This is a genomic window from Pseudomonas sp. B22129, assembly GCF_044218875.1.
Classification (GTDB): Bacteria; Pseudomonadota; Gammaproteobacteria; order Pseudomonadales; family Pseudomonadaceae; genus Aquipseudomonas.
In genome coordinates, this window is sequence record NZ_CP162592.1 from 6,468,476 (window position 1) to 6,489,367 (window position 20,892).

16 protein-coding genes are annotated in these 20,892 nt (G+C 60.1%); 8 read left to right on the forward strand and 8 right to left on the reverse strand.

Annotation, left to right across the window (positions count from 1 at the left end; genetic code table 11):
* Positions 1-31: 31 nt before the first annotated feature.
* On the forward strand, positions 32-754 hold the full coding sequence (locus tag AB4P94_RS29455) for a glycerophosphodiester phosphodiesterase (protein WP_017137433.1): 723 nt from the start codon (positions 32-34) through the stop codon (positions 752-754).
* Between the two features lie 42 nt (positions 755-796).
* Here the strand turns inward: AB4P94_RS29455 and sthA are convergent, their stop codons facing one another.
* Positions 797-2,191 (reverse strand): Si-specific NAD(P)(+) transhydrogenase, encoded by a 1,395-nt coding sequence (sthA, locus tag AB4P94_RS29460; protein ID WP_003189670.1) that lies wholly within the window; start codon positions 2,189-2,191, stop codon positions 797-799.
* Between the two features lie 235 nt (positions 2,192-2,426).
* On the opposite strand from sthA, the gene AB4P94_RS29465 reads away from it, so the two are divergent.
* Positions 2,427-2,969, forward strand: coding sequence for a chalcone isomerase family protein (locus tag AB4P94_RS29465; protein WP_395608588.1), 543 nt, complete (start codon positions 2,427-2,429; stop codon positions 2,967-2,969).
* A 258-nt stretch (positions 2,970-3,227) separates the two neighbouring features.
* Complete coding sequence (locus AB4P94_RS29470) at positions 3,228-4,526, forward strand: MFS transporter (RefSeq protein ID WP_395608589.1); 1,299 nt, start codon at positions 3,228-3,230, stop codon at positions 4,524-4,526.
* Positions 4,527-4,701: 175 nt separating this feature from the next.
* Here the strand turns inward: AB4P94_RS29470 and AB4P94_RS29475 are convergent, their stop codons facing one another.
* A complete protein-coding gene (locus AB4P94_RS29475) occupies positions 4,702-6,165 on the reverse strand; it encodes a glyceraldehyde-3-phosphate dehydrogenase (protein ID WP_078741387.1) in 1,464 nt (487 codons plus the stop codon).
* A 340-nt stretch (positions 6,166-6,505) separates the two neighbouring features.
* Here AB4P94_RS29475 and mfd point away from each other — a divergent pair, with 340 nt between their 5' ends.
* Genes mfd through AB4P94_RS29490 form a run of 3 tightly spaced genes read left to right on the forward strand, consistent with a single transcriptional unit; the run spans position 6,506 to position 13,233 of the window.
* Positions 6,506-9,955, forward strand: coding sequence for a transcription-repair coupling factor (gene mfd, locus AB4P94_RS29480; protein WP_395608590.1), 3,450 nt, complete (start codon positions 6,506-6,508; stop codon positions 9,953-9,955).
* An 11-nt stretch (positions 9,956-9,966) separates the two neighbouring features.
* Entirely contained in the window at positions 9,967-10,533 is a 567-nt protein-coding gene (locus AB4P94_RS29485; protein ID WP_395608591.1) for a CsiV family protein, read from the forward strand.
* A 9-nt stretch (positions 10,534-10,542) separates the two neighbouring features.
* Positions 10,543-13,233: a DEAD/DEAH box helicase gene (locus AB4P94_RS29490; protein WP_395608592.1), complete on the forward strand. Its 2,691-nt coding sequence runs from the start codon at positions 10,543-10,545 to the stop codon at positions 13,231-13,233.
* 111 nt (positions 13,234-13,344) lie between these two features.
* On the opposite strand, the gene nagZ is transcribed toward AB4P94_RS29490, so the two are convergent.
* Together nagZ and AB4P94_RS29500 are read right to left on the reverse strand one after the other, a co-directional pair.
* Complete coding sequence (nagZ, locus tag AB4P94_RS29495) at positions 13,345-14,355, reverse strand: beta-N-acetylhexosaminidase (protein WP_395608593.1); 1,011 nt, start codon at positions 14,353-14,355, stop codon at positions 13,345-13,347.
* A gap of 134 nt (positions 14,356-14,489) precedes the next feature.
* Positions 14,490-15,197 (reverse strand): TetR family transcriptional regulator, encoded by a 708-nt coding sequence (locus tag AB4P94_RS29500; RefSeq protein WP_395608594.1) that lies wholly within the window; start codon positions 15,195-15,197, stop codon positions 14,490-14,492.
* A gap of 263 nt (positions 15,198-15,460) precedes the next feature.
* On the opposite strand from AB4P94_RS29500, the gene lexA reads away from it, so the two are divergent.
* Positions 15,461-16,069: a transcriptional repressor LexA gene (lexA, locus tag AB4P94_RS29505; protein WP_003172575.1), complete on the forward strand. Its 609-nt coding sequence runs from the start codon at positions 15,461-15,463 to the stop codon at positions 16,067-16,069.
* 10 nt (positions 16,070-16,079) lie between these two features.
* Positions 16,080-16,553, forward strand: coding sequence for an SOS-induced cell division inhibitor SulA (gene sulA / locus AB4P94_RS29510; RefSeq protein ID WP_395608595.1), 474 nt, complete (start codon positions 16,080-16,082; stop codon positions 16,551-16,553).
* A 207-nt stretch (positions 16,554-16,760) separates the two neighbouring features.
* Here sulA and AB4P94_RS29515 read toward each other — a convergent pair whose 3' ends face one another.
* The 4 genes from AB4P94_RS29515 to AB4P94_RS29530 form a co-directional block, all read right to left on the reverse strand.
* Positions 16,761-16,994 (reverse strand): hypothetical protein, encoded by a 234-nt coding sequence (locus AB4P94_RS29515; protein ID WP_053255041.1) that lies wholly within the window; start codon positions 16,992-16,994, stop codon positions 16,761-16,763.
* A gap of 260 nt (positions 16,995-17,254) precedes the next feature.
* Entirely contained in the window at positions 17,255-17,776 is a 522-nt protein-coding gene (locus tag AB4P94_RS29520; protein WP_395608596.1) for a DUF6586 family protein, read from the reverse strand.
* Positions 17,777-17,902: 126 nt separating this feature from the next.
* Entirely contained in the window at positions 17,903-20,524 is a 2,622-nt protein-coding gene (gene topA / locus AB4P94_RS29525; protein WP_395608597.1) for a type I DNA topoisomerase, read from the reverse strand.
* Between the two features lie 114 nt (positions 20,525-20,638).
* A complete protein-coding gene (locus AB4P94_RS29530; protein WP_021490990.1) occupies positions 20,639-20,875 on the reverse strand; it encodes a DUF1653 domain-containing protein in 237 nt (78 codons plus the stop codon).
* Positions 20,876-20,892: the final 17 nt, after the last annotated feature.

Consider the following 20,892-nt stretch of genomic DNA (forward strand, 5'->3'; position numbering starts at 1 on the left):
CCGCCAGATCACCTGGCGCAAAGGAGCAACTGTGACCCTGATTTACGGCCACCGCGGTGCCAAAGGCGAAGCACCGGAAAACACCCTGACCAGCTTTCAGGAGTGCCTCAAGCATGGCGTACGCCGCTGCGAACTGGATTTGCACCTGTCCATGGACGGCGAGTTGATGGTCATCCACGACCCGACCCTCAAACGCACCGCCGACCGGCGCGGCAAGGTCGTCGAGTATTCGGCGGCGGACCTGGTGAAGATGGACGCGCGCAAAGGCGGCCCGGGCTGGGTCAAGCCGTGCCCGATTCCTCGCCTGGAAGAGTTGTTTGAGCAGTGTGATTTCGATCACTGGCAGCTGGAAGTCAAAAGCGCTTCGCGCACGCGTGCTGCAACCACCGTGCTGGCGATTCGCGAGATGGCCGTGCGCCACGGTCTGATGGACAAGGTCACCGTGACGTCAAGTTCGCGGGAAGTGCTTAAAGCGGCGGTTGAACTGACCCCGGATCTGTCACGCGGCCTGGTGGCCGAATACGCCTGGCTCGACCCGCTGAAAGTCGCGCAGAACTACGGCTGTGAGTATTTGGCGTTGAACTGGACGCTGTGCACCCCTGAACGTCTGGAAAAAGCCCAGCGCCAGGGCTTGCACGTGTCCGTGTGGACGGTCAACGAACCTGCGCTGATGCGCAGGCTCGCCGACTTCGGCGTAGATAGCCTGATTACAGACTTTCCCGGTTTGGCCACTGCCACCCTCGAGAATTACTGAAATCGGTCTCCCCGGCCGGCTCAGGCCACCGGCCGGAGCCGCTCAAAAAAGCCGGTTGAGGCCGTCGTAGGCCGCTACCCGATAGGCTTCAGCCATGGTCGGGTAGTTGAACGTGGTGTTCACAAAATACTTGAGGGTATTTTGCTCGCCCGGCTGGTTCATGATGGCCTGGCCGATGTGCACGATCTCCGAGGCCTGGTAGCCGAAGCAATGCACGCCGAGGACTTCCAGGGTTTCGCGGTGGAACAGGATCTTCAGCATGCCTTGCGGCTCACCGGCGATCTGCGCACGTGCCATGCTCTTGAAGAACGCTTTGCCCACTTCATAAGGCACCTTGGCCTTGGTCAGTTCGTGCTCGTTCTTGCCGATGGAGCTGATCTCGGGAATCGTGTAGATCCCGGTCGGCACGTCGTTCACGTAGCGCCAGCTGCCATTGTCGACGATGCTGCCTGCGGCCGAACGGCCCTGGTCGTGCGCGGCACTGGCCAGGCTCGGCCAGCCGATCACGTCACCGGCGCCGTAGATGTTCGGCACGCAGGTGCGGTAGTTCTCGTCCACCTCGATCTGGCCACGGCTGTTGACCTTGACCCCGATGTTCTCCATGCCCAGCTTGTCGGTGTTGCCGGTACGGCCGTTGCACCACAGCAAGGCGTCGGCCTTGATCTTCTTGCCGGACTTGAGGTGCAGGATCACCCCGTTGTCCAGGCCTTCAACCCGCTCGTACTCTTCGTTGTGGCGCACGGTGATGTTGTTGTTGCTGAAGTGGTAGCTCAACGCCTGGGAAATTTCCGAGTCGAGGAAGCTCAGCAATTGGTCGCGGTTATCCACCAGCTCAACCAGTACGCCCAGGCCGCTGAAGATCGAGGCGTATTCACAGCCGATCACGCCGGCACCATAGATGATCAGTTTGCGCGGGGTGTGGCCCAGGCTCAGGATGGTGTCGCTATCGTAGATACGCGGGTGGTGAAAATCGATATCGGCCGGGCGATAAGGGCGCGAACCGGTGGCGATGATGATGTGCTTGGCCACCAGTTTTTCGACCACGCCGTTGGCGCAGACCACTTCGACGGTTTGCTCGTCGGCAAAGCTGCCGGTGCCGAAGAACAGGTCGACGCGGTTACGCGCGTAGTAGCCGGTACGCGACGCGACTTGTTTGGAGATGACTTTCTCGGCGCTTTTCAACACGTCCGGAAACGAGAACCAGCGCGGCTCACCAATGGCCCGGAACATCGGGTTGGTGTTGAACTGCATGATCTGACGCACCGAGTGACGCAACGCCTTGGACGGGATGGTACCCAGGTGGGTGCAGTTACCGCCGACCTGGCGACGGCTATCGACCATCGCCACTTTGCGCCCCGCTTTGGCAGCGTTCATCGCCGCACCTTCTCCAGCCGGGCCGGAACCCAGTACTACCACGTCGTAGTTGTAGACAGCCATGCGTACTCCTCAGAACAGGCCAGGCGCACGGTTGGACGCCTGGCTAAATCATGCCGCGGCCAGCGGGCATGAAGGAAATTTTTGGCTCAAGTGTGTGAGCCGGGGCACAGTCTATATAAGGCTCAAGCCCGCGCACATTAACCCTTGGTCGCGTCGTAGGCCAGTATTGCGTTTACTACAGCATCAGGAAAATGCAATTACACTCCCGCTACCCACCCTCGCAGGACGAGCCATTATGCGGCATGTCGTTTTCTGTTTAATGTTGATGTTGTCGATCACGGTGCAGGCCAGTGAAGCGGACCGGCTCAAGCAGGCGAACTTCCCGGCGCAGTCCCATGAACTGCTACTGAAAAACCAGGCCGTGCTGGTCTATCTATGGGCGGATGTGTACGCCGCTGCGCTCTACACCCCGGCTGACGTCAGCGCGAAACGGGCCTGGAACCAGCAAAAAGACCTGCGGTTGGCGCTTTATTACTTTCGCGACATCGACCGCAGCGATGTGATCAAGGCAGCCACTACCGCCCTCGAACGCCAGCAACCCACTGCCACCCTCGCCCGCCTGAAGCCGGAACTGGACCAACTGCACGCCCGCTTTCGGGACATCCGCAGTGGCGATCGCTATGCCCTGGATTTTCGCCCCGGTCGCGGCTTGAACCTTGAGATCAATGACCAGGTGGTGTTCAACAGCCGAGATGATGAGCTGGCGAGGGCTTACCTCGGCATCTGGCTCGCACCCAAAGGCCTGTCCGACAGCCTGCGCAATACCCTCCTGAATTAACACAAATCCCCTGTGGGAGCGGGCTTGCTCGCGAAAGCGGTGTGCCAGATAGCTCATGAGCTGCCTGACACATCGCATTCGCGAGCAAGCCCGCTCCCACATTGGGATTTCTATCGCCCACAGATCTTGTGGCATTTAGTCAGCTTGCTATCAATTTTTATTGCCGATGGTGGCCAATACACATATGGTTACAAAACGGCAGCAAGGACGAAAGATAACCAGGGATCACTAATAAAATAGCCAAGATGAGTGCATGACATGTCCACTTCAACGGGCAAGGGCAAGGCGATTTTTCGCGTTGTCAGCGGTAACTTCCTCGAAATGTTCGACTTCATGGTCTACGGCTTCTACGCCACGGCCATTGCCAAAACCTTCTTCCCCAGCGACAGCGCCTTTGCCTCGCTGATGCTGTCCCTGGCCACCTTCGGCGCAGGCTTCCTGATGAGGCCGCTGGGCGCAATCTTCCTTGGTGCCTACATCGACCGCCATGGCCGCAAGAAAGGCCTGGTGATCACCCTCGCCCTGATGGCCGCCGGCACCATCCTCATCGCCTGCGTGCCCGGCTACGCCACCCTGGGCGTCGCCGCGCCGTTGCTGGTGCTGTTTGGCCGCTTGCTGCAAGGTTTCTCGGCGGGCGTCGAGCTGGGCGGTGTGTCGGTGTACCTGGCGGAAATCGCCACCCCGGGCCGCAAAGGCTTTTTCGTCAGTTGGCAGTCAGCGAGCCAGCAAGCGGCGGTGGTGTTCGCCGGTTTGCTCGGTGTAGGCCTGAACCACTGGCTGAGCCCCGAAGAAATGGGTGACTGGGGCTGGCGTGTGCCGTTCCTGATCGGCTGCCTGATCGTGCCGGTGATCTTCGTGATTCGTCGCTCGCTGGAGGAAACCCCTGAATTCCAGGCGCGTAAACACCGCCCCACCCTGCAGGAAATCGTCCGCTCAATCGGTCAGAACTTCGGCGTGGTGATTGCAGGCATGGCGCTGGTGGTGATGACCACCGTGTCGTTCTACCTGATCACCGCCTACACCCCGACGTTTGGCAAGGCTGAACTGCACTTGTCCGACTTCGACGCGTTGCTGGTGACGGTGTGCGTGGGCATTTCCAACTTTATCTGGCTGCCGGTGATGGGCGCGGTGTCCGACGAGATCGGGCGTAAACCCCTGCTGCTCGGCGCGACCATTCTGGCGATCCTCACCGCGTATCCGGCATTGTCGTGGCTGGTGGCCAACCCGAGTTTCAGCCATCTGCTGATTGTGCTGCTGTGGCTGTCGTTCCTGTATGGCTCGTATAACGGGGCGATGGTGGTGGCGCTGACCGAGATTATGCCGATTGAGGTGCGCACCACAGGATTCTCGCTGGCCTACAGCCTGGCCACGGCGACCTTTGGCGGGTTTACACCGGCGGCGTGCACCTATCTGATTCATGTTTTGGATAACAAGGCGGCGCCCGGCATTTGGTTGAGTGGTGCGGCGGTGCTGGGGTTGATTGCGACGTTGGTGTTGTTTAAAGGCAATCGGCATGAGCTGAGGACGGCGCAGGCTTCGGTGGTAGGCGGCGCCTGATGGATCGCTTTCGCGAGCAAGCCCGCTCCCACATTTTGACCGCGTTCTTCCTGTATAAACGCGGTCAAAATGTGGGAGCGGGCTTGCTCGCGAAGAGGCCCTGATAATCACTACAAAACTCACAGCCACAAAAAAGCCCCGAACCAGTCGGGGCTTTTTCATTGGCCGCTAAGGCTTAGCGCGGGAACGACGGCGGGTTAACCCCGGCCATGTCTTCCATCACGCGAACCACCTGGCAGCTGTAGCCGAACTCGTTGTCGTACCACACGTACAGCACAACACGGTTGTCCTGGGTGATGGTCGCCTCGGCGTCCACCACACCGGCGTGGCGCGAGCCCACGAAGTCGGTAGAGACCACTTCCTGCGAATTGACGAAGTCGATTTGCTTGTGCAGATCGGAGTGCAGCGCCATATAGCGCAGGTACTCGTTCATCTCTTCACGGGTGGCGGCTTTCTCAAGGTTCAGGTTGAGGATGGCCATCGACACGTTTGGCGTCGGAACGCGGATCGCGTTACCGGTCAGCTTGCCGGCCAGCTCAGGCAGGGCCTTGGCAGCAGCGGTGGCGGCACCGGTCTCGGTGATCACCATGTTCAACGCGGCGCTGCGACCACGGCGATCGCCCTTGTGGAAGTTGTCGATCAGGTTCTGGTCGTTGGTGTACGAGTGAACGGTCTCAACGTGGCCGTTAACGATGCCGAACTTGTCATTCACGGCTTTCAGCACCGGCACGATGGCGTTGGTGGTGCAGGAAGCGGCGGACACGATCTTGTCGTCAGCGGTGATTTCACCGTGGTTGATACCGTGCACGATATTCTTCAACTTGCCTTTACCCGGCGCGGTCAGAACAACGCGGTCGATCCCCGGGCAAGCCAGGTGCTGGCCCAGGCCCTCGGCGTCACGCCATACACCGGTGTTGTCCACCAGCAGTGCGTCTTTGATGCCGTACTGGGTGTAGTCCACCTCAGCCGGGTTCTTCGCGTAGATCACCTGGATCAGGTTACCGTTGGCGGTGATGGTGTTGTTTTCTTCGTCGATGACGATGGTGCCGTTGAACGGACCGTGTACCGAGTCGCGACGCAAGAGGCTCGCGCGTTTGGTCAGGTCGTTCTCGGCGCCCTTGCGCACCACGATGGCACGCAGGCGCAGGCCGTCGCCGCCACCGGTTTTTTCGATCAGGATGCGCGCCAACAGGCGGCCGATACGACCGAAGCCGTACAGCACCACGTCAGTGCCTTTGCGGGCAGCAGCGTTTTGCTGGCCAACCACATCAGCCATCTCTTCACGCACGAACTGCTCGGCGCTGCGGCCGGCACCTTCCTTGCGGAATTTATAGGCCAGCTTGCCCAGGTCTACCGAAGCCGCACCGAGCTTGAGCTCGCTCATGGCTTTAAGCAGCGGGAATGTTTCGTGGACGGAGAGTTCGCTGTCGTCGGCGGAACGGTGACGCGCAAAGCGGTGGGCTTTGAGAATCGCGATGACAGACTGGTTGATCAGGCTGCGGCCATAGATCGAGCTCACCACATTGTTATTGCGGTACAGCTGACCGATAAGCGGAATCATCGCTTCAGCGAGCGCTTCACGGTCGATCCATTCACCAAGACACTGGTCGGGCTTCTGAGTCACGGGAACCTTCCACATGTAGGGGCAGAAAAAAGGGGCTACATTATGCCGCCCGACCGCCCTCTGAGCAATGCACGCCAACCAACAAAAAGTGCTTGCGAAAAATTGACGCCCCGCTGCAAGCCAGTAAATACGCGGCTTCCAGAGGGCCACCTTTTACAGGAGCAACGCAACTTGTCCGTAACTCTCCGAAAACCTCATGCTTTTTGACACTACATATTGAGTCAAAACCCGCCATTGTTTGTCTTAGCCACTACATTTCCTGCAAACCGTAATAGGCTCAGTCAGCAACTGACAGGCGGCACCTCGGGCCGTTACAATTACCGACTTTGTCGCAACGCTTGGAGCTCAACCTTCCGTGCCCGTTCTGCGTCTACCGCTTCTCCCTGCCGCGGCAGGTAAACAGCACTGGGGCAACCTGCCCGGTGCCGCCCTGAGCCTGGCCATCGCCGAGGCTGCCAGCGCAGCCAAGCGCTTTACCCTGCTGCTCACCGCCGACAGCCAAAGCGCCGAGCGGCTGGAGCAGGAGCTGAGCTTCTTCGCCCCGGATTTGCCGGTGCTGCATTTCCCCGATTGGGAAACCCTGCCCTACGATCTGTTCTCGCCGCACCAGGACATCATCTCCCAGCGCATCGCCAGCCTGTACCGGTTGCCGGAACTGGCCCACGGCGTGTTGGTGGTGCCGATCACCACGGCCCTGCACCGCCTGGCGCCGACCAAGTTCCTGCTCGGCAGCAGCCTGGTGCTGGATGTCGGCCAGAAGCTCGATGTAGAGCAGATGCGCACGCGCCTGGAAGCCAGCGGTTACCGCTGCGTCGACACCGTGTACGAGCACGGCGAATTCGCGGTACGCGGTGCCTTGATCGACCTGTTCCCGATGGGCAGCAAACTGCCGTTTCGCATTGACCTGTTCGATGACGAAATCGAGACCCTGCGTACCTTCGATCCGGAAAACCAGCGCTCCATCGATAAAGTGGACTCGGTCAAGCTGCTGCCCGCGCGGGAATTCCCGCTGCAAAAGGACGCGGTCACGCGCTTCAAGGCGCGCTTTCGCGAACGCTTCGACGTCGACTTCCGCCGTTGCCCGATCTTTCAGGATTTGAGCAGCGGGATTACACCGGCGGGTATCGAGTACTACCTGCCGCTCTTCTTCGACGAAACCTCCACGCTGTTCGATTACCTGCCCCAGGACACCCAAGTGTTCTCGCTGCCGGGCATTGAGCAAGCGGCGGAAAACTTCTGGAACGACGTGCGCAACCGCTATGAAGAGCGCCGCGTCGATCCGGCCCGGCCATTGTTGCCGCCCGCCGAGCTGTTCCTGCCGGTGGAGGACTGCTTCGCACGCCTGAAAAACTGGCCGCGCGTAGTCGCCAGCCAGCAGGATGTGGAAAGCGGCGCTGGACGCGAGCGCTTCCCCGCGCAAACGCTGCCGGACCTGGCCATTCAGGCCAAGGCCACGCAGCCACTGGAAGCGCTGTCGAATTTTCTCGGCGACTTCCCCGGTCGCGTGCTGTTCACCGCCGAATCCGCCGGCCGCCGCGAAGTGCTGCTGGAGTTGCTGGAACGCCTGAAGCTGCGCCCCAAAACCGTCGACAGCTGGCCGGACTTTGTGAAAAGCAAAGACCGCCTGGCGATCACCATCGCGCCACTGGATGAAGGCTTGTTGCTGGACGACCCGGCGCTGGCGCTGATCGCCGAGAGCCCGCTGTTTGGCCAGCGCGTGATGCAGCGCCGTCGCCGTGAAAAGCGCGCCGACGCCAACAATGATGCAGTGATCAAGAACCTCACCGAGCTGCGCGAAGGCGCGCCGGTGGTGCATATCGACCACGGTGTGGGCCGCTACCTCGGCCTGCAAACCCTGGAAATCGACAACCAGGCCGCCGAATTCCTCACCATGGAATACGCCGAAGGCGCCAAGCTCTACGTGCCGGTCGCCAGCCTGCACCTGATCGCGCGCTACACCGGCAGCGACGACGCCCTGGCGCCATTGCACCGCCTGGGCTCCGAGACCTGGCAGAAAGCCAAGCGCAAAGCCGCCGAACAGGTGCGCGATGTGGCCGCCGAACTGCTCGACATCTATGCCCGCCGCGCTGCCCGCGAAGGCTATGCGTTCGCCGACCCGAAAGCCGACTACGCCACCTTCAGCGCCGGTTTTGCCTTCGAAGAAACCCCGGACCAGCAAACCACCATCGAAGCCGTGCGTGCCGACATGCTCGCGCCCAAGCCGATGGACCGCCTGGTGTGTGGCGACGTAGGCTTCGGCAAGACCGAAGTGGCGATGCGCGCCGCCTTTATTGCAGTGCACGGCGGCAAGCAAGTGGCGATCCTGGTCCCCACCACCCTGCTCGCCCAGCAGCATTACAACAGCTTCCGCGACCGCTTCGCCGACTGGCCCGTGAGCGTGGAAGTGATGAGCCGCTTCAAGTCCGCCAAGGAGGTGAACGCTGCCGTTGCCGACCTGGCGGAAGGCAAGATCGATATCGTCATCGGCACGCACAAGCTGCTGTCGGATGACGTGAAGATCAAAAACCTCGGTTTAGTGATCATCGACGAAGAACACCGCTTTGGCGTGCGCCAGAAAGAACAGCTGAAAAACCTGCGCAGCGAAGTCGATATCCTGACCCTCACCGCCACGCCGATCCCGCGCACGCTGAACATGGCGGTGTCGGGCATGCGCGACCTGTCGATCATTGCCACACCGCCGGCGCGCCGCCTGTCGGTGCGCACCTTCGTGATGGAGCAGAACAAAAGCACGGTCAAGGAAGCGCTGTTGCGCGAACTGCTGCGCGGTGGGCAGGTGTACTACCTGCACAACGACGTGAAGACCATCGAGAAATGCGCCGCCGACCTCGCCGAACTGGTACCGGAAGCGCGTATCGCCATCGGCCACGGGCAGATGCGCGAGCGCGAACTCGAACAGGTGATGAGCGACTTCTACCACAAGCGCTTCAACGTGCTGATCGCCTCGACCATTATCGAGACCGGCATCGACGTGCCGAGCGCCAACACCATCATCATCGAGCGTGCCGACAAGTTCGGCCTGGCCCAGTTGCACCAGTTGCGCGGCCGGGTCGGGCGCAGTCACCACCAGGCGTATGCCTATTTGCTGACGCCGCCACGCCAACAGATTACGTCCGACGCCGAAAAGCGCCTGGAAGCCATCGCCAATACACAGGACCTCGGCGCCGGTTTTGTACTGGCCACCAACGACCTGGAAATCCGTGGCGCCGGCGAGTTGCTCGGCGACGGCCAGAGCGGGCAGATTCAGGCCGTGGGTTTCACCCTGTATATGGAGATGCTCGAACGCGCGGTGAAAGCCATCCGCAAGGGCGAGCAACCGAACCTTGATCAACCGCTGGGCGGCGGGCCGGAAATCAACCTGCGCTTGCCGGCGTTGATCCCCGAGGATTACCTGCCGGACGTGCACGCGCGGTTGATCCTGTACAAGCGCATTGCCTCGGCCACCGACGAAGAAGGCTTGAAAGACCTGCAGGTGGAAATGATCGACCGCTTCGGCCTGTTGCCGGAACCGACCAAAAACCTGGTGCGCCTGACCCTGCTCAAGTTGCAGGCCGAGCAGCTGGGCATCAAGAAAGTTGACGCAGGGCCGCAGGGCGGGCGCATCGAGTTCGAAGCGCAAACGCCGGTGGACCCTTTGGTGCTGATCAAGCTGATTCAGGGCCAGCCCAACCGCTATAAGTTTGAAGGGGCTACGCTGTTCAAATTCATGGTACCGATGGAACGTGCCGAAGAACGCTTTAACACCCTGGAGGCGCTGTTTGAGCGCCTCATCCCGAAATCTGTTTGAAGGACGCCCCCATGCGCCTGTTCCGCATTCTGAGCTTGTTGTTGGTGGTCGTGGCGCCTGCGGCATTTGCCGACAGCCCGTACCAGGTGGAAATGATCCTGGTACGCCAGAATGCGGAGCCGGTGATCAACAGCCGGCCCGCGCCGGAAAACTGGGATGCGGGAGCCCAACGCCTGGGTGACAAACTGAGCCCGCCGCGCCTGTCCAACATCGTCGACAAGCTGCGCGCCGACAACAGTTACACGGTGCTGGCGCACAAGGCCTGGGAGCAAAATCTCGGCGAGCAGCCAGTGAAAATCGCCATCACCGACGGCCAGGAACAATTCGGCCAGTTCCCCATCGAAGGCGTGTTGAACCTGCAATTGGGCCGCTTCACCGACATCGACGCTGACTTCTGGATCAACCAGTTCGACAGCAATGGCAGCGTGGTAGCCAGCGAACACCTGAGCCAGACCGACGTGCGCACCAAGAACAACCAGCTTAATTACCTGGACGGCGGCCACCTCGCGCTGCTGATCAAGATCACCTCGCTGACCGCCAAGCCACCCAGCGCTCCGCCGCCCGACATTCAGGACTGATCCAGCGCCATGCCCCTGACGTCGCCGTTGACCAAACCCCTGGCCCCTTCGTGGGCCAATCGCTTTAAAGAGCAGAGCCTTGAGCGCGGGCGGCGTTATGCCCTGGAAAACCGCGTGCGCATCGTCGAGTCGGGCGACAGCACCATCATCGCCAGTTGCGAAGGTTCGGGCGGCAACGTCTATCGGCAGACCATCTCGCTGCGCGAGTCGGCCAAGGGCACGCTGATTCTGGTAGACAGCCGCTGCACCTGCCCGGTGCACACCAACTGCAAACACATTGCAGCGGTGTTGCTCAAAGTCCAGGAAACCCTGGCCTACCCGGCCGCAGCCCAGGATGCCGAACTCCTGGAAAAGCTCCAGGCCGTACTGGATAACCGCGTGGTGCTGCCGCAAGTGCTAATGGAGGACGTGCTGCCCGTGCCGCGCCTGTGGATGGCCAGCGTGGAGTTCAGCGCGTTTGAGCCGCGCAACGGCAAGATGCAGCGCTATATCCAGCACCGCGCAGCGCTGTCGTTCAATTACTTGGGCAACTATGTCAGCGGGCAGAAGAATGCCGACATCATTGTGCGCCAGGAAACCCAGAGCCTGCGCATCAAGCGCCATCCCGAGGTGGAACAACGCTATCGTGAACAGCTACGGTTGCTGGGTTTCAAGATCGCCACGCGCCAGAGCAAGGCACTGCCCGAAAGCGCCGGCGAATTGTTCGAGATGGTCAATGACAGCGCCTGGCTGACGTTCACGCTCAACGCCACGCCGACGTTGCGGGCCGAGGGCTGGGAGTTGTTGATCGATGATGATTTCGGCTTCGACCTGAGCGCCGTCGATGACTGGTACGCCACTGTCGATGAAGGCCCGGAGCGTGACTGGTTTGATCTGGAGCTGGGCATTATCGTCAACGGCGAGCGCCTGAGCTTGCTGCCGATTCTGTTGAACCTGATGCGCTCCCATACCGAGATTCTCAACCCCGAAAAGCTCGCGCGGCGTCGGGATGATGAGCTGATCCTGGTGAACATTCCGGGCCTGCCAAATGGCCATGGCCCGATCCAAGTGGCGTTGCCCTACGGCCGACTGAAACCCGTTCTGGCCACCCTCGGCGAGTTTTACCTGCAGGAAACCGGCACCACCACGCTGCGCCTGGCCAAGGCCGATGCGATTCGCCTGAACCCGCTGGAAGACCTGCCACTGCAATGGGAAGGCGGCGAAAAAATCCGCAACTTTGCCCAGCGCCTGCGGGATATCAAGGACTTCACCTGCGTGGTGCCCGAGGGCTTGAACGCGACACTGCGTCCGTATCAGTTGGAAGGCTTGAGCTGGATGCAGTCGCTGCGCCAGCTGGATGTTGGCGGGATTCTTGCGGATGACATGGGCCTGGGCAAAACCCTGCAAACCCTGGCGCATATTCTCACCGAGAAAATCGCCGGACGCCTGGATCGGCCCTGCATGGTGGTGATGCCCACCAGCCTGATCCCCAATTGGCTCGACGAGGCAGCGCACTTCACCCCGCAACTCAAGGTGCTGGCGTTGTACGGTGCAACGCGCAAAAAGCATTTCCCGAACCTTCAGGACTACGACCTGCTGCTGACCACCTACGCCCTGCTGCCCAAGGACATCGAACAGCTCGCCGGCCTGCCCTTGCATGTGCTGATTCTCGATGAAGCCCAGTACATCAAGAACCCCAACAGCAAGGCCGCCCAGGCTGCGCGCGAGTTGAATGCGCGACAACGCCTGTGCCTGAGCGGCACGCCGCTGGAAAACCACCTGGGTGAACTATGGTCGTTGTTTCACTTCCTGCTGCCGGGCTGGCTGGGCGACGTGAAAAGCTTCAACCGCGATTACCGTGTGCCCATCGAAAAACGCGCCAGTGACGTGCGATTGCAGCACCTCAATGGCCGGATAAAACCTTTCCTGCTGCGCCGCACCAAGGAACAGGTGGCCACGGAACTGCCGCCCAAGACCGAAATCATCCACTGGGTCGACCTGAATGAAGCCCAGCGCGACGTGTACGAAACCATGCGCCTGGCCATGGACAAGAAGGTGCGCGACGAGATCACCCGCAAGGGCGTGGCGCGCAGCCAGATCATCATTCTTGAAGCGCTGTTGAAGCTGCGTCAGGTGTGCTGCGACCTGCGCCTGGTCAACGACGCCGCCCTGCCCGCCCGTGGCAGCAGTTCGGGCAAGCTCGACAGCCTGATGGAAATGCTGGAAGAGTTGTTTGCGGAGGGCCGGCGGATTTTGCTGTTTTCCCAGTTCACCTCAATGCTGAGCCTGATTGAAATCGAGCTGAAAAAACGCGGCGTCGCCTATGCGTTGCTGACGGGCCAGACACGGGATCGGCGCACGCCGGTGAAGGACTTCCAGAGCGGCAAGCTGCAGATTTTTCTGATCAGCCTGAAGGCTGGCGGCGTGGGCCTGAACCTCACGGAAGCGGACACGGTGATCCACTACGATCCATGGTGGAACCCGGCCACGGAAAACCAGGCCACTGACCGCGCGTATCGCATCGGGCAGGAGAAGCCGGTGTTTGTTTACAAGATGATTGCGCGAGGCACGGTGGAGGAGAAAATCCAACATCTGCAGAAGGAAAAGTCCGACTTGGCAGCGGGCGTGTTGGATGGGCGCACCACCGGGGACTGGCAATTGGGTAATGACGATATTGAGGCGTTGTTTGCGCCGTTGCCCAATAAGCAAGAGAAGCGCTGACTGTTAGACCGCTATCGCGGGCAAGCCCGCTCCCACATTTGATTGCATTCCAAAGTTGGAACTCGGTCGAATGTGGGAGCTGGCTTGCCTGCGATGGCAGCAACACGGCTTTCAGTCGATCAACTGCGCATCCCGCAACGCAGTCAGCGCCGCCAACCACCGCGGGTCTTGCTTGTAATCCGTCGAAGCAATCGCCTGCCCACGCATCCGCGCAATCCGCGCCGACGGCGTGACCTTCATCCGCTGTGCAGCGCTCAATGCTAGCTCCGCAGCCGCACGGTCGTTGCACACCAGCCCCATGTCACAACCCGCCGTCAGTGCAGCCTCAATCCGACTGGCGGCATCACCGACCACATGGGCACCGGCCATGGACAGGTCATCGCTGAAAATTACCCCGTCAAACTGCAATTCGCCGCGCAGGATGTCTTGCAACCAGCGCCGCGAGAAACCGGCAGGCTGGGCATCGACTTGCGGGTAGATCACGTGGGCCGGCATAACCGCCGCCAGTTGCTTGCTCAGCCGTGCGAAAGGCACCAGGTCATGGGAGCGAATCTGCTCCAGGCTGCGCTCGTCATTGGGAATGGCGACGTGGGAATCCGCCTCAGCCCAACCATGGCCCGGAAAGTGTTTTCCGGTAGCGGCCATGCCGGCGCTGTTCATGCCACGGATAAAGGCACCGGCGAGCACGGCAGCGCGTTCGGGGTCGCCTTCAAAAGAGCGGGTGCCAACGACGGCACTGCGTTGGTAGTCCAGGTCCAGCACCGGGGCGAAGCTCAGGTCGAGGCCCACGGCCAGGACTTCAGTGGCCATGATCCAGCCGCACTGCTCGGCCAGGTATTCGGCATTGGTGTTATCCGCTAGTGCGCGCATGGCCGGCAGCCGCACGAAACCCTGGCGCAGACGTTGCACACGGCCACCTTCCTGATCGACGGCCAACAGCAGGTCCGGGCGCACCGCACGGATCGACGCACTCAACTCACGCACTTGGCGGGGATGCTCGATATTGCGCGCAAAAATGATCAGCCCACCGACTTCAGGCTGGCGCAACAGGTGGCGATCCTCAGCCGTCAGCCAGGTACCGGCAACGTCGACCATCAAAGAACCTTGCAGGGCAGCAGTCATAAACCTTCCTTAAATAACGCACACAACCCGCTGCCCTCAGCCTGCGCGATGGGCGCAGCGAGTGCAGCGGGTTGTGAGTAAATAGCTGAAATCGGCATGGCGGCTAGCTTAGCGGCCGCGCACACAGGGGGCAATCATGCCTTGGCGATGGCGGGCGTCGACTTGCTGCGTGGGCGCAATTGGGCGGCGGCCATGGACGGGTCGGTGACGCCGGTTTCGGCGCGCATGCCGGCGGCGAGGAATGGCACCATCAGGCGCATCACCTGCTCAATCGACGTATTCACGCCGAAATCAGTCTCGGCAATCGCACGCAACGCCTTGATCCCGGACATGCTGAACGCGGCCGCACCGAGCATGAAATGCACGCGCCAGAACAGCTCGATCGGTGGAATGCGTGGGGCGGCCTCATTGACCAGCAACATATAGCGACGGAAAACCTTGCCGTACATGTCTTCCAGGTAACGGCGCAGGTGACCCTGGCTCTGGCTGAACGCCAGGCCCAGCAGGCGCATGAAAATCGACAAGTCGTTGCCGCTGCGCGGTTGAACCACCAGCGCTTGCTCGACCAGTATTTCCAGCAGCTCTTCCAGGCCGGGCTTGTTCTCGGGTTTGGTCTGGCGACGCTCCAGCTCACGGTCAAGGCTAGCGCAGAAAGGCCCCAGGAAACGCGAGAACACCGCCTGGATCAGGGCCTTTTTCGAGCCAAAGTGGTAGTTCACTGCCGCAAGGTTGACCCCAGCCTTGCTGGTGATCAGGCGCAATGAAGTTTCAGCAAATCCTTTTTCCGCGAACAATTGCTCGGCAGCATCGAGAATGCGTTCAACGGTTTCCGACTGGGCCATGGCTACTCCGCCTGACAAACACTTGTTTGAAACATACGTTTCAGAGTATGTCTTGTCAAGCCTGCGGGTCCGTTTTCCGGCCGGGCAGTCATCAATTTCATCGCTATTTAATCACATCCGTATCGGTCTGTAGGCAGCGCTATCTCTGCCTTGTAGGACGGCTGACGAATGACCGTCCAGCGGAGTGCCCGAAAAGGATGATTGCCAAGTACAGTTCACTGTATATAATCCCAGTCACTGTATAAAAAGACAGAGCGATCAACATGCTAAAACTGACGCCACGCCAAGCTGAGATTCTGGCTTTTATCAAGCGCTGCCTCGATGACAACGGCTACCCGCCGACACGAGCGGAAATTGCGCTGGAGCTGGGGTTCAAATCCCCCAACGCCGCCGAGGAACACCTCAAGGCCCTCGCCCGCAAAGGCGCGATCGAGATGACCCCGGGTGCTTCACGCGGTATTCGCATCCCTGGCTTCGAAGCCAAGGCCGACGAATCCACACTGCCGATCATCGGTCGCGTCGCGGCCGGTGCGCCGATCCTGGCGCAGCAGCACGTCGAGGAATCTTGCAACATCAACCCGACTTTCTTCCATCCGCGCGCCGACTACCTGTTGCGCGTACACGGCATGAGCATGAAGGACGTGGGCATTTTCGACGGCGACCTGCTGGCCGTCCATACCACGCGTGAAGCCCGTAATGGCCAGATCGTCGTCGCACGTATCGGCGATGAAGTCACCGTCAAACGCTTCAAGCGCGAAGGCAGCAAGGTCTGGTTACTGGCCGAGAACCCTGAGTTCGCCCCGATTGAAGTGAACCTGAAAGATCAGGACCTGGTGATCGAAGGTTTGAGCGTCGGCGTCATTCGCCGCTAGAGGAGGCACCATGCAGTTCATGCACCCCCCGCAACAGGCACAATTGTCGCTGTTCGAGGCCTTTATGGCCCAACCCCTTGCGCCCATTCTCAAGGAAACGGTCGAAGCGCCCTGGAGCGCTGAACCTGAGGCGTTCAGTGAACTGTCGTTGCGTGGTGCTGCAGGAAGCTGCCTGAGCCTCCTGGCGCCGATCCTTCGCGAGTTGAGCGAAGAACAGGATGCGCGCTGGCTGACACTGATCGCCCCGCCCGCCAGCCTGACGCAGGCGTGGCTGCGGGACGCCGGCCTTAACCGTGAGCGCATTCTGCTGCTGCAACCCCGTGGCGCTCAAAGTGCACAGCAGTTGACCTGCGAAGCGTTGCGCCTGGGCCGTAGCCATACGGTAGTAAGTTGGTTGAACCCGTTGAATGCAAGCGCAAAGCAGCAACTGATCAGCGCGGCACGTACGGGCGATGCTCAGAGTTTGAATATTCGGTTGGGATAAAACACAGGCTGGCTTGTGGCGGGCGAGCTTACTGTGGCGAGCGAGCTTGCTCGCGCTGGGCTGCGAAGCGGCCCCAAAACCAGACACCGTGGAATGCCTGATATACCGTATCAATCCATTTAAGGCCGCTTCGCAGCCCAGCGCGAGCAAGCTCGCTCGCCACAAAAGCTCGCTCACCACAGGAGCCATAATGGCCGCCTTTGTGTGTCAGTGAAGCACCCGCGGCCCATCGTCCTTCTCTGGCTCACCTTCCGCCAGACGACCCGCCATCTGCACACCCACGCTCAACATGGCTTTAGCCACTTCCACGTGTTGGCCCTGCAGGAACGCTTTTGCGTCCTCGGAAAAATCCAGAATAACCAGAGAACCCTCGTCCTCAGCCCGGCGCAGCTCGATTCGGCCGTCAGGCAGTTCAACAATTTCCAGAAAGGACGTTGGCATAAAAGTCTGTTCTCCACGAAAGGCCGAAATTATATCAGTCATCCACCCGGCCTCGCTGAGGATCTGAGCAAGTTTCTTTACGGCTTGATGAATGGTGCCTTTTGAGCCCAGCACCGGACTATCTATCTAACTCGGTTCAAATGTGGGAGCGGGCTTGCTCGCGAATGCGGTAGATCAGAAGTGAATCTGTCGACTGATACTCCACTTTCGCGAGCAAGCCCGCTCCCACATTTTGATCGGTGTATATCAACGACGCCGTCTCAGCACTCGTTCAAACCCTCACGAAAGCGCAGCGCCATCTTTTTCAGCTCCTGGCGCCAGCTTTCCAGCTCTTCCCGACTCAATGGCTTGGGCTCGTCCTCTTCCAGAGCAAGCGCCACAATCAACGGCTGGGTTACATCGCCCTTGGGCACATGGGGAATGCGTGGCGGCTGAAACATATCGGAATGGGCTTTAAGCAAACGTGCAACCCAACTATCGGGGCTCTGGGCCATCTCCACCAATTCAGCCAGCTCGGGAATGGCCATGCTCTCCAGCACTTCGCGGGTCATGATCATTTCCGCACGGGGCGAACCCGCCTGAGGTAAACGGTAGAACCCGGCGATTTCATGACACAAGCCCAACAAGGCACCGTACAAGTGGAACAACGCCGCCTCACGCCCCGCCTGAACCAGCGCAATGGCGTTCATCTCTTTCCCTTCCTCGGCACGGCCAAGGGCTTCCAGGGATAAACCCGCGAAGTAAATTTTCTGATTGGTACGGGTATAGAGTTCGTTGGCCATAACGGCAGTCTCCACAACGAAAAAGCGTGATGCTGGCTGAACAGTGTCACGGATCAGCCGAACGTACTGCAAGTGCAAAAAAAGGCCGCCTGTTAAGGCGGCCTTCGTATAGGGCTGATTAGCCGATCAAGCGCCCTGGCGCTTGTCCTCGACTTTCCACTTGCCGCCGTCGTAGAACGCTTTCCAGCCGGTAGGCTTGCCGTCCACTTCAGTCTGCACGTACTGCTCCTTGGTCTTGCGGCTGTAGCGGATCACAGCCGGGCGGCCGTCCGGATCCTTCTTCGGCGCTTCACACAGGAAGTGGTACTTCGGATCGATCTCGTCCTTGTGCGGCACGATCTCCAGCACCAGCGGTGCACGGGTTTCGCGGTTTTTCGGGAACTGGCTGGCGGCCAGGAACAGGCCCGAAGCGCCGTCACGCAGGATATAGGTGTCGTTGACCTTCTCGCACTTGAGCTCGGGCATCTTCACCGGGTCCATCTTCGGTGGTGCCGCGTCACCGCTTTTCAGCAGTTTGCGGGTGTTCTTGCAGGTCGGGTTGGTGCAACCGAAGAACTTGCCGAAACGGCCAGTCTTGAGCTGCATCTCACTGCCACACTTGTCGCATTCCAGGCTCGGACCTTCGTAGCCCTTGATGCGGTAAGTGCCTTCTTCGATCTCGTAGCCGTTGCAATCCGGGTTATTACCGCAGATGTGCAGCTTGTGCTTCTCGTCGAGCAGGTAAGCGTCCATTGCCGTGCTGCAGATCGGGCAACGGTGCTTGCCACGCAGAACCAGCGACTCGGATTCGCCCTCGTCGTCAGCCGCAATTTCATCGCCCGGCACCAGGTTAACGGTAGCCTTACAGCGCTCTTTCGGCGGCAGGCTATAGCCCGAGCAACCGAGGAACACGCCGGTAGACGCCGTACGAATCTGCATCGGGCGGCCGCACGTCAGGCACGGGATGTCAGTCATCACCGGCTGGTTGGCACGCATGCCGCTCTCCGGGCTTTCGGCCACTTCGAGCTTTTTCTTGAAGTCGCCGTAGAACTCGTCCAGCACGTTTTTCCAGTCGCGTTCGCCCTGGGCCACGTCATCGAGGTTCTCTTCCATGCCGGCGGTGAAGCCGTAGTCCATCAGGTTGGAGAAGCTCTCGGACAGGCGTTCGGTGACGATGTCGCCCATCTTTTCCGAGTAGAAACGACGGTTGTGCAGCGCCACGTAACCACGATCCTGAATGGTCGAGATGATCGCGGCGTAGGTCGAAGGACGACCGATACCGCGCTTTTCCATCTCTTTCACCAGGCTGGCTTCCGAGTAACGCGCCGGCGGCTTGGTAAAGTGCTGGGACGGGTCGAGCTTGATCAGCTTCAACGTGTCGCCCTGAGCCATGTCCGGCAACACATCATCATCACCAGGCTTGGCGATTTGCGGCATCACACGGGTATAGCCGTCGAACTTGAGGATACGGCCCTTGGCACGCAGCTCGAAGTCGCCAGCACCCACGCTGACGGTGGTGGACAGGTATTGCGCCGGCAGCATCTGGCACGCCAGGAACTGACGCCAGATCAGCTCGTAGAGGCGCTCAGCGTCGCGCTCCATGCCGCTCAGCTTGGCAGGCGTGGTGTTGGCGTCGGAAGGACGAATCGCTTCGTGAGCCTCCTGGGCGCCTTCCTTGCTGCTGTAGACGTTTGGTTTCTCCGGCAGGTACTTCTTGCCGAATTCGCCTTCAATATAAGTACGCGCCATCGCCACCGCGTCTTGCGACAGGTTGGTGGAGTCGGTACGCATATAAGTGATGTAGCCGGCTTCGTACAAGCGCTGGGCCATCATCATGGTCTTCTTCACACCAAAGCCCAGGCGGTTGCTCGCGGCCTGCTGCAGGGTGGAGGTGATGAACGGCGCCGACGGCTTGCTGCTGGTCGGTTTGTCTTCACGCTTGACGATGCTGTAGCTGGAAGCCTTGAGCTTCTCCAGCGCGGCCATAGCCTGGGCTTCGTTCAGCGGCTTGAAGGCCTCGCCTTTCTCGCGGGCCACTTCAAAGCGCACGTTGGCGCCCTTGGCGGTGCCAAGGTCAGCATGGACTTCCCAATACTCTTCGGGGTTGAACGCTCGGATCTCGCGCTCACGCTCCACCACCAGTTTTACCGCAACCGACTGCACACGGCCGGCGGACAGGCCACGGGCGATCTTGGCCCACAGCAGTGGCGAGACCATGTAACCCACGACACGGTCGAGGAAACGACGGGCCTGTTGGGCGTTTACACGGTCGATATCCAGTTCGCCCGGCTTGGAGAAGGCTTCCTGAATGGCTTTCTTGGTGATTTCGTTGAACACCACACGCTTGTAGCGGCTGTCGTCGCCGCCAATGGCTTCGCGCAGGTGCCAGGCAATGGCTTCCCCTTCGCGGTCCAAGTCCGTTGCGAGATAGATGGTGTCGGCATCTTTGGCGAGCCGGCGCAGCTCTTCGATGACCTTTTCCTTGCCTGGAAGGATTTCGTACTTGGCCTTCCAGCCATGATCCGGGTCCACACCCATACGCGAGACCAGCTGCTTGCGCGCTTTCTCTTTAGGCGTGAGCACCGGACCTTCGCCCGCAGCCGCCTTGCCGCGCTTGGCGGCTGGCTCCTTGCTGGCGCTAGCCGAACCGCTGGTGGGCAGGTCTCGGATATGGCCGATACTCGACTTCACCACGTACTCGTTGCCCAAGTACTTGTTGATGGTCTTGGCCTTAGCCGGGGATTCCACAATGACCAGCGATTTGCCCATGGATCGGAAAATTCCTGAATTCGAGAAGAGAAAGGCAGTTGGCGCCTGTCGCGGCAACGCTATATATAGTGGCAACAAGGTGAGGTCAAGCGCAGCATTCTGCGCGGCCTGCCGTTATTGCCCTGAAAAAAGACTGGGTTCGGCCTGGACCAAAGCAAAGCGCGGGACCTGCTCGCCGTCAACTTCGACGGTTTCCAGGAACATGCTCAATGGACGCACCCAAAAGCCGTAATCGCCATACAGTGCTTGGTAAAACACCACTTCTTCTTCGGTCTCGGAATGCCGTGCCACATTAAAAACACGGTACTGCGGACCTTTATAATGCTGGTAGAGCCCTGGTTCGACTTTCATGCTCTGGCCCTCTTACA

Coding starts and splice junctions, on each gene's coding strand:
- sthA (WP_003189670.1), bottom strand. CDS start 2,191: ATGGCTGTCTACAACTACGACGTGGTAGTACTGGGTTCCGGCCCGGCT.
- AB4P94_RS29465 (WP_395608588.1), top strand. CDS start 2,427: ATGCGGCATGTCGTTTTCTGTTTAATGTTGATGTTGTCGATCACGGTG.
- AB4P94_RS29470 (WP_395608589.1), top strand. CDS start 3,228: ATGTCCACTTCAACGGGCAAGGGCAAGGCGATTTTTCGCGTTGTCAGC.
- AB4P94_RS29475 (WP_078741387.1), bottom strand. CDS start 6,165: ATGTGGAAGGTTCCCGTGACTCAGAAGCCCGACCAGTGTCTTGGTGAA.
- AB4P94_RS29485 (WP_395608591.1), top strand. CDS start 9,967: ATGCGCCTGTTCCGCATTCTGAGCTTGTTGTTGGTGGTCGTGGCGCCT.
- AB4P94_RS29490 (WP_395608592.1), top strand. CDS start 10,543: ATGCCCCTGACGTCGCCGTTGACCAAACCCCTGGCCCCTTCGTGGGCC.
- nagZ (WP_395608593.1), bottom strand. CDS start 14,355: ATGACTGCTGCCCTGCAAGGTTCTTTGATGGTCGACGTTGCCGGTACC.
- AB4P94_RS29500 (WP_395608594.1), bottom strand. CDS start 15,197: ATGGCCCAGTCGGAAACCGTTGAACGCATTCTCGATGCTGCCGAGCAA.
- lexA (WP_003172575.1), top strand. CDS start 15,461: ATGCTAAAACTGACGCCACGCCAAGCTGAGATTCTGGCTTTTATCAAG.
- sulA (WP_395608595.1), top strand. CDS start 16,080: ATGCAGTTCATGCACCCCCCGCAACAGGCACAATTGTCGCTGTTCGAG.
- AB4P94_RS29515 (WP_053255041.1), bottom strand. CDS start 16,994: ATGCCAACGTCCTTTCTGGAAATTGTTGAACTGCCTGACGGCCGAATC.
- AB4P94_RS29520 (WP_395608596.1), bottom strand. CDS start 17,776: ATGGCCAACGAACTCTATACCCGTACCAATCAGAAAATTTACTTCGCG.
- topA (WP_395608597.1), bottom strand. CDS start 20,524: ATGGGCAAATCGCTGGTCATTGTGGAATCCCCGGCTAAGGCCAAGACC.
- AB4P94_RS29530 (WP_021490990.1), bottom strand. CDS start 20,875: ATGAAAGTCGAACCAGGGCTCTACCAGCATTATAAAGGTCCGCAGTAC.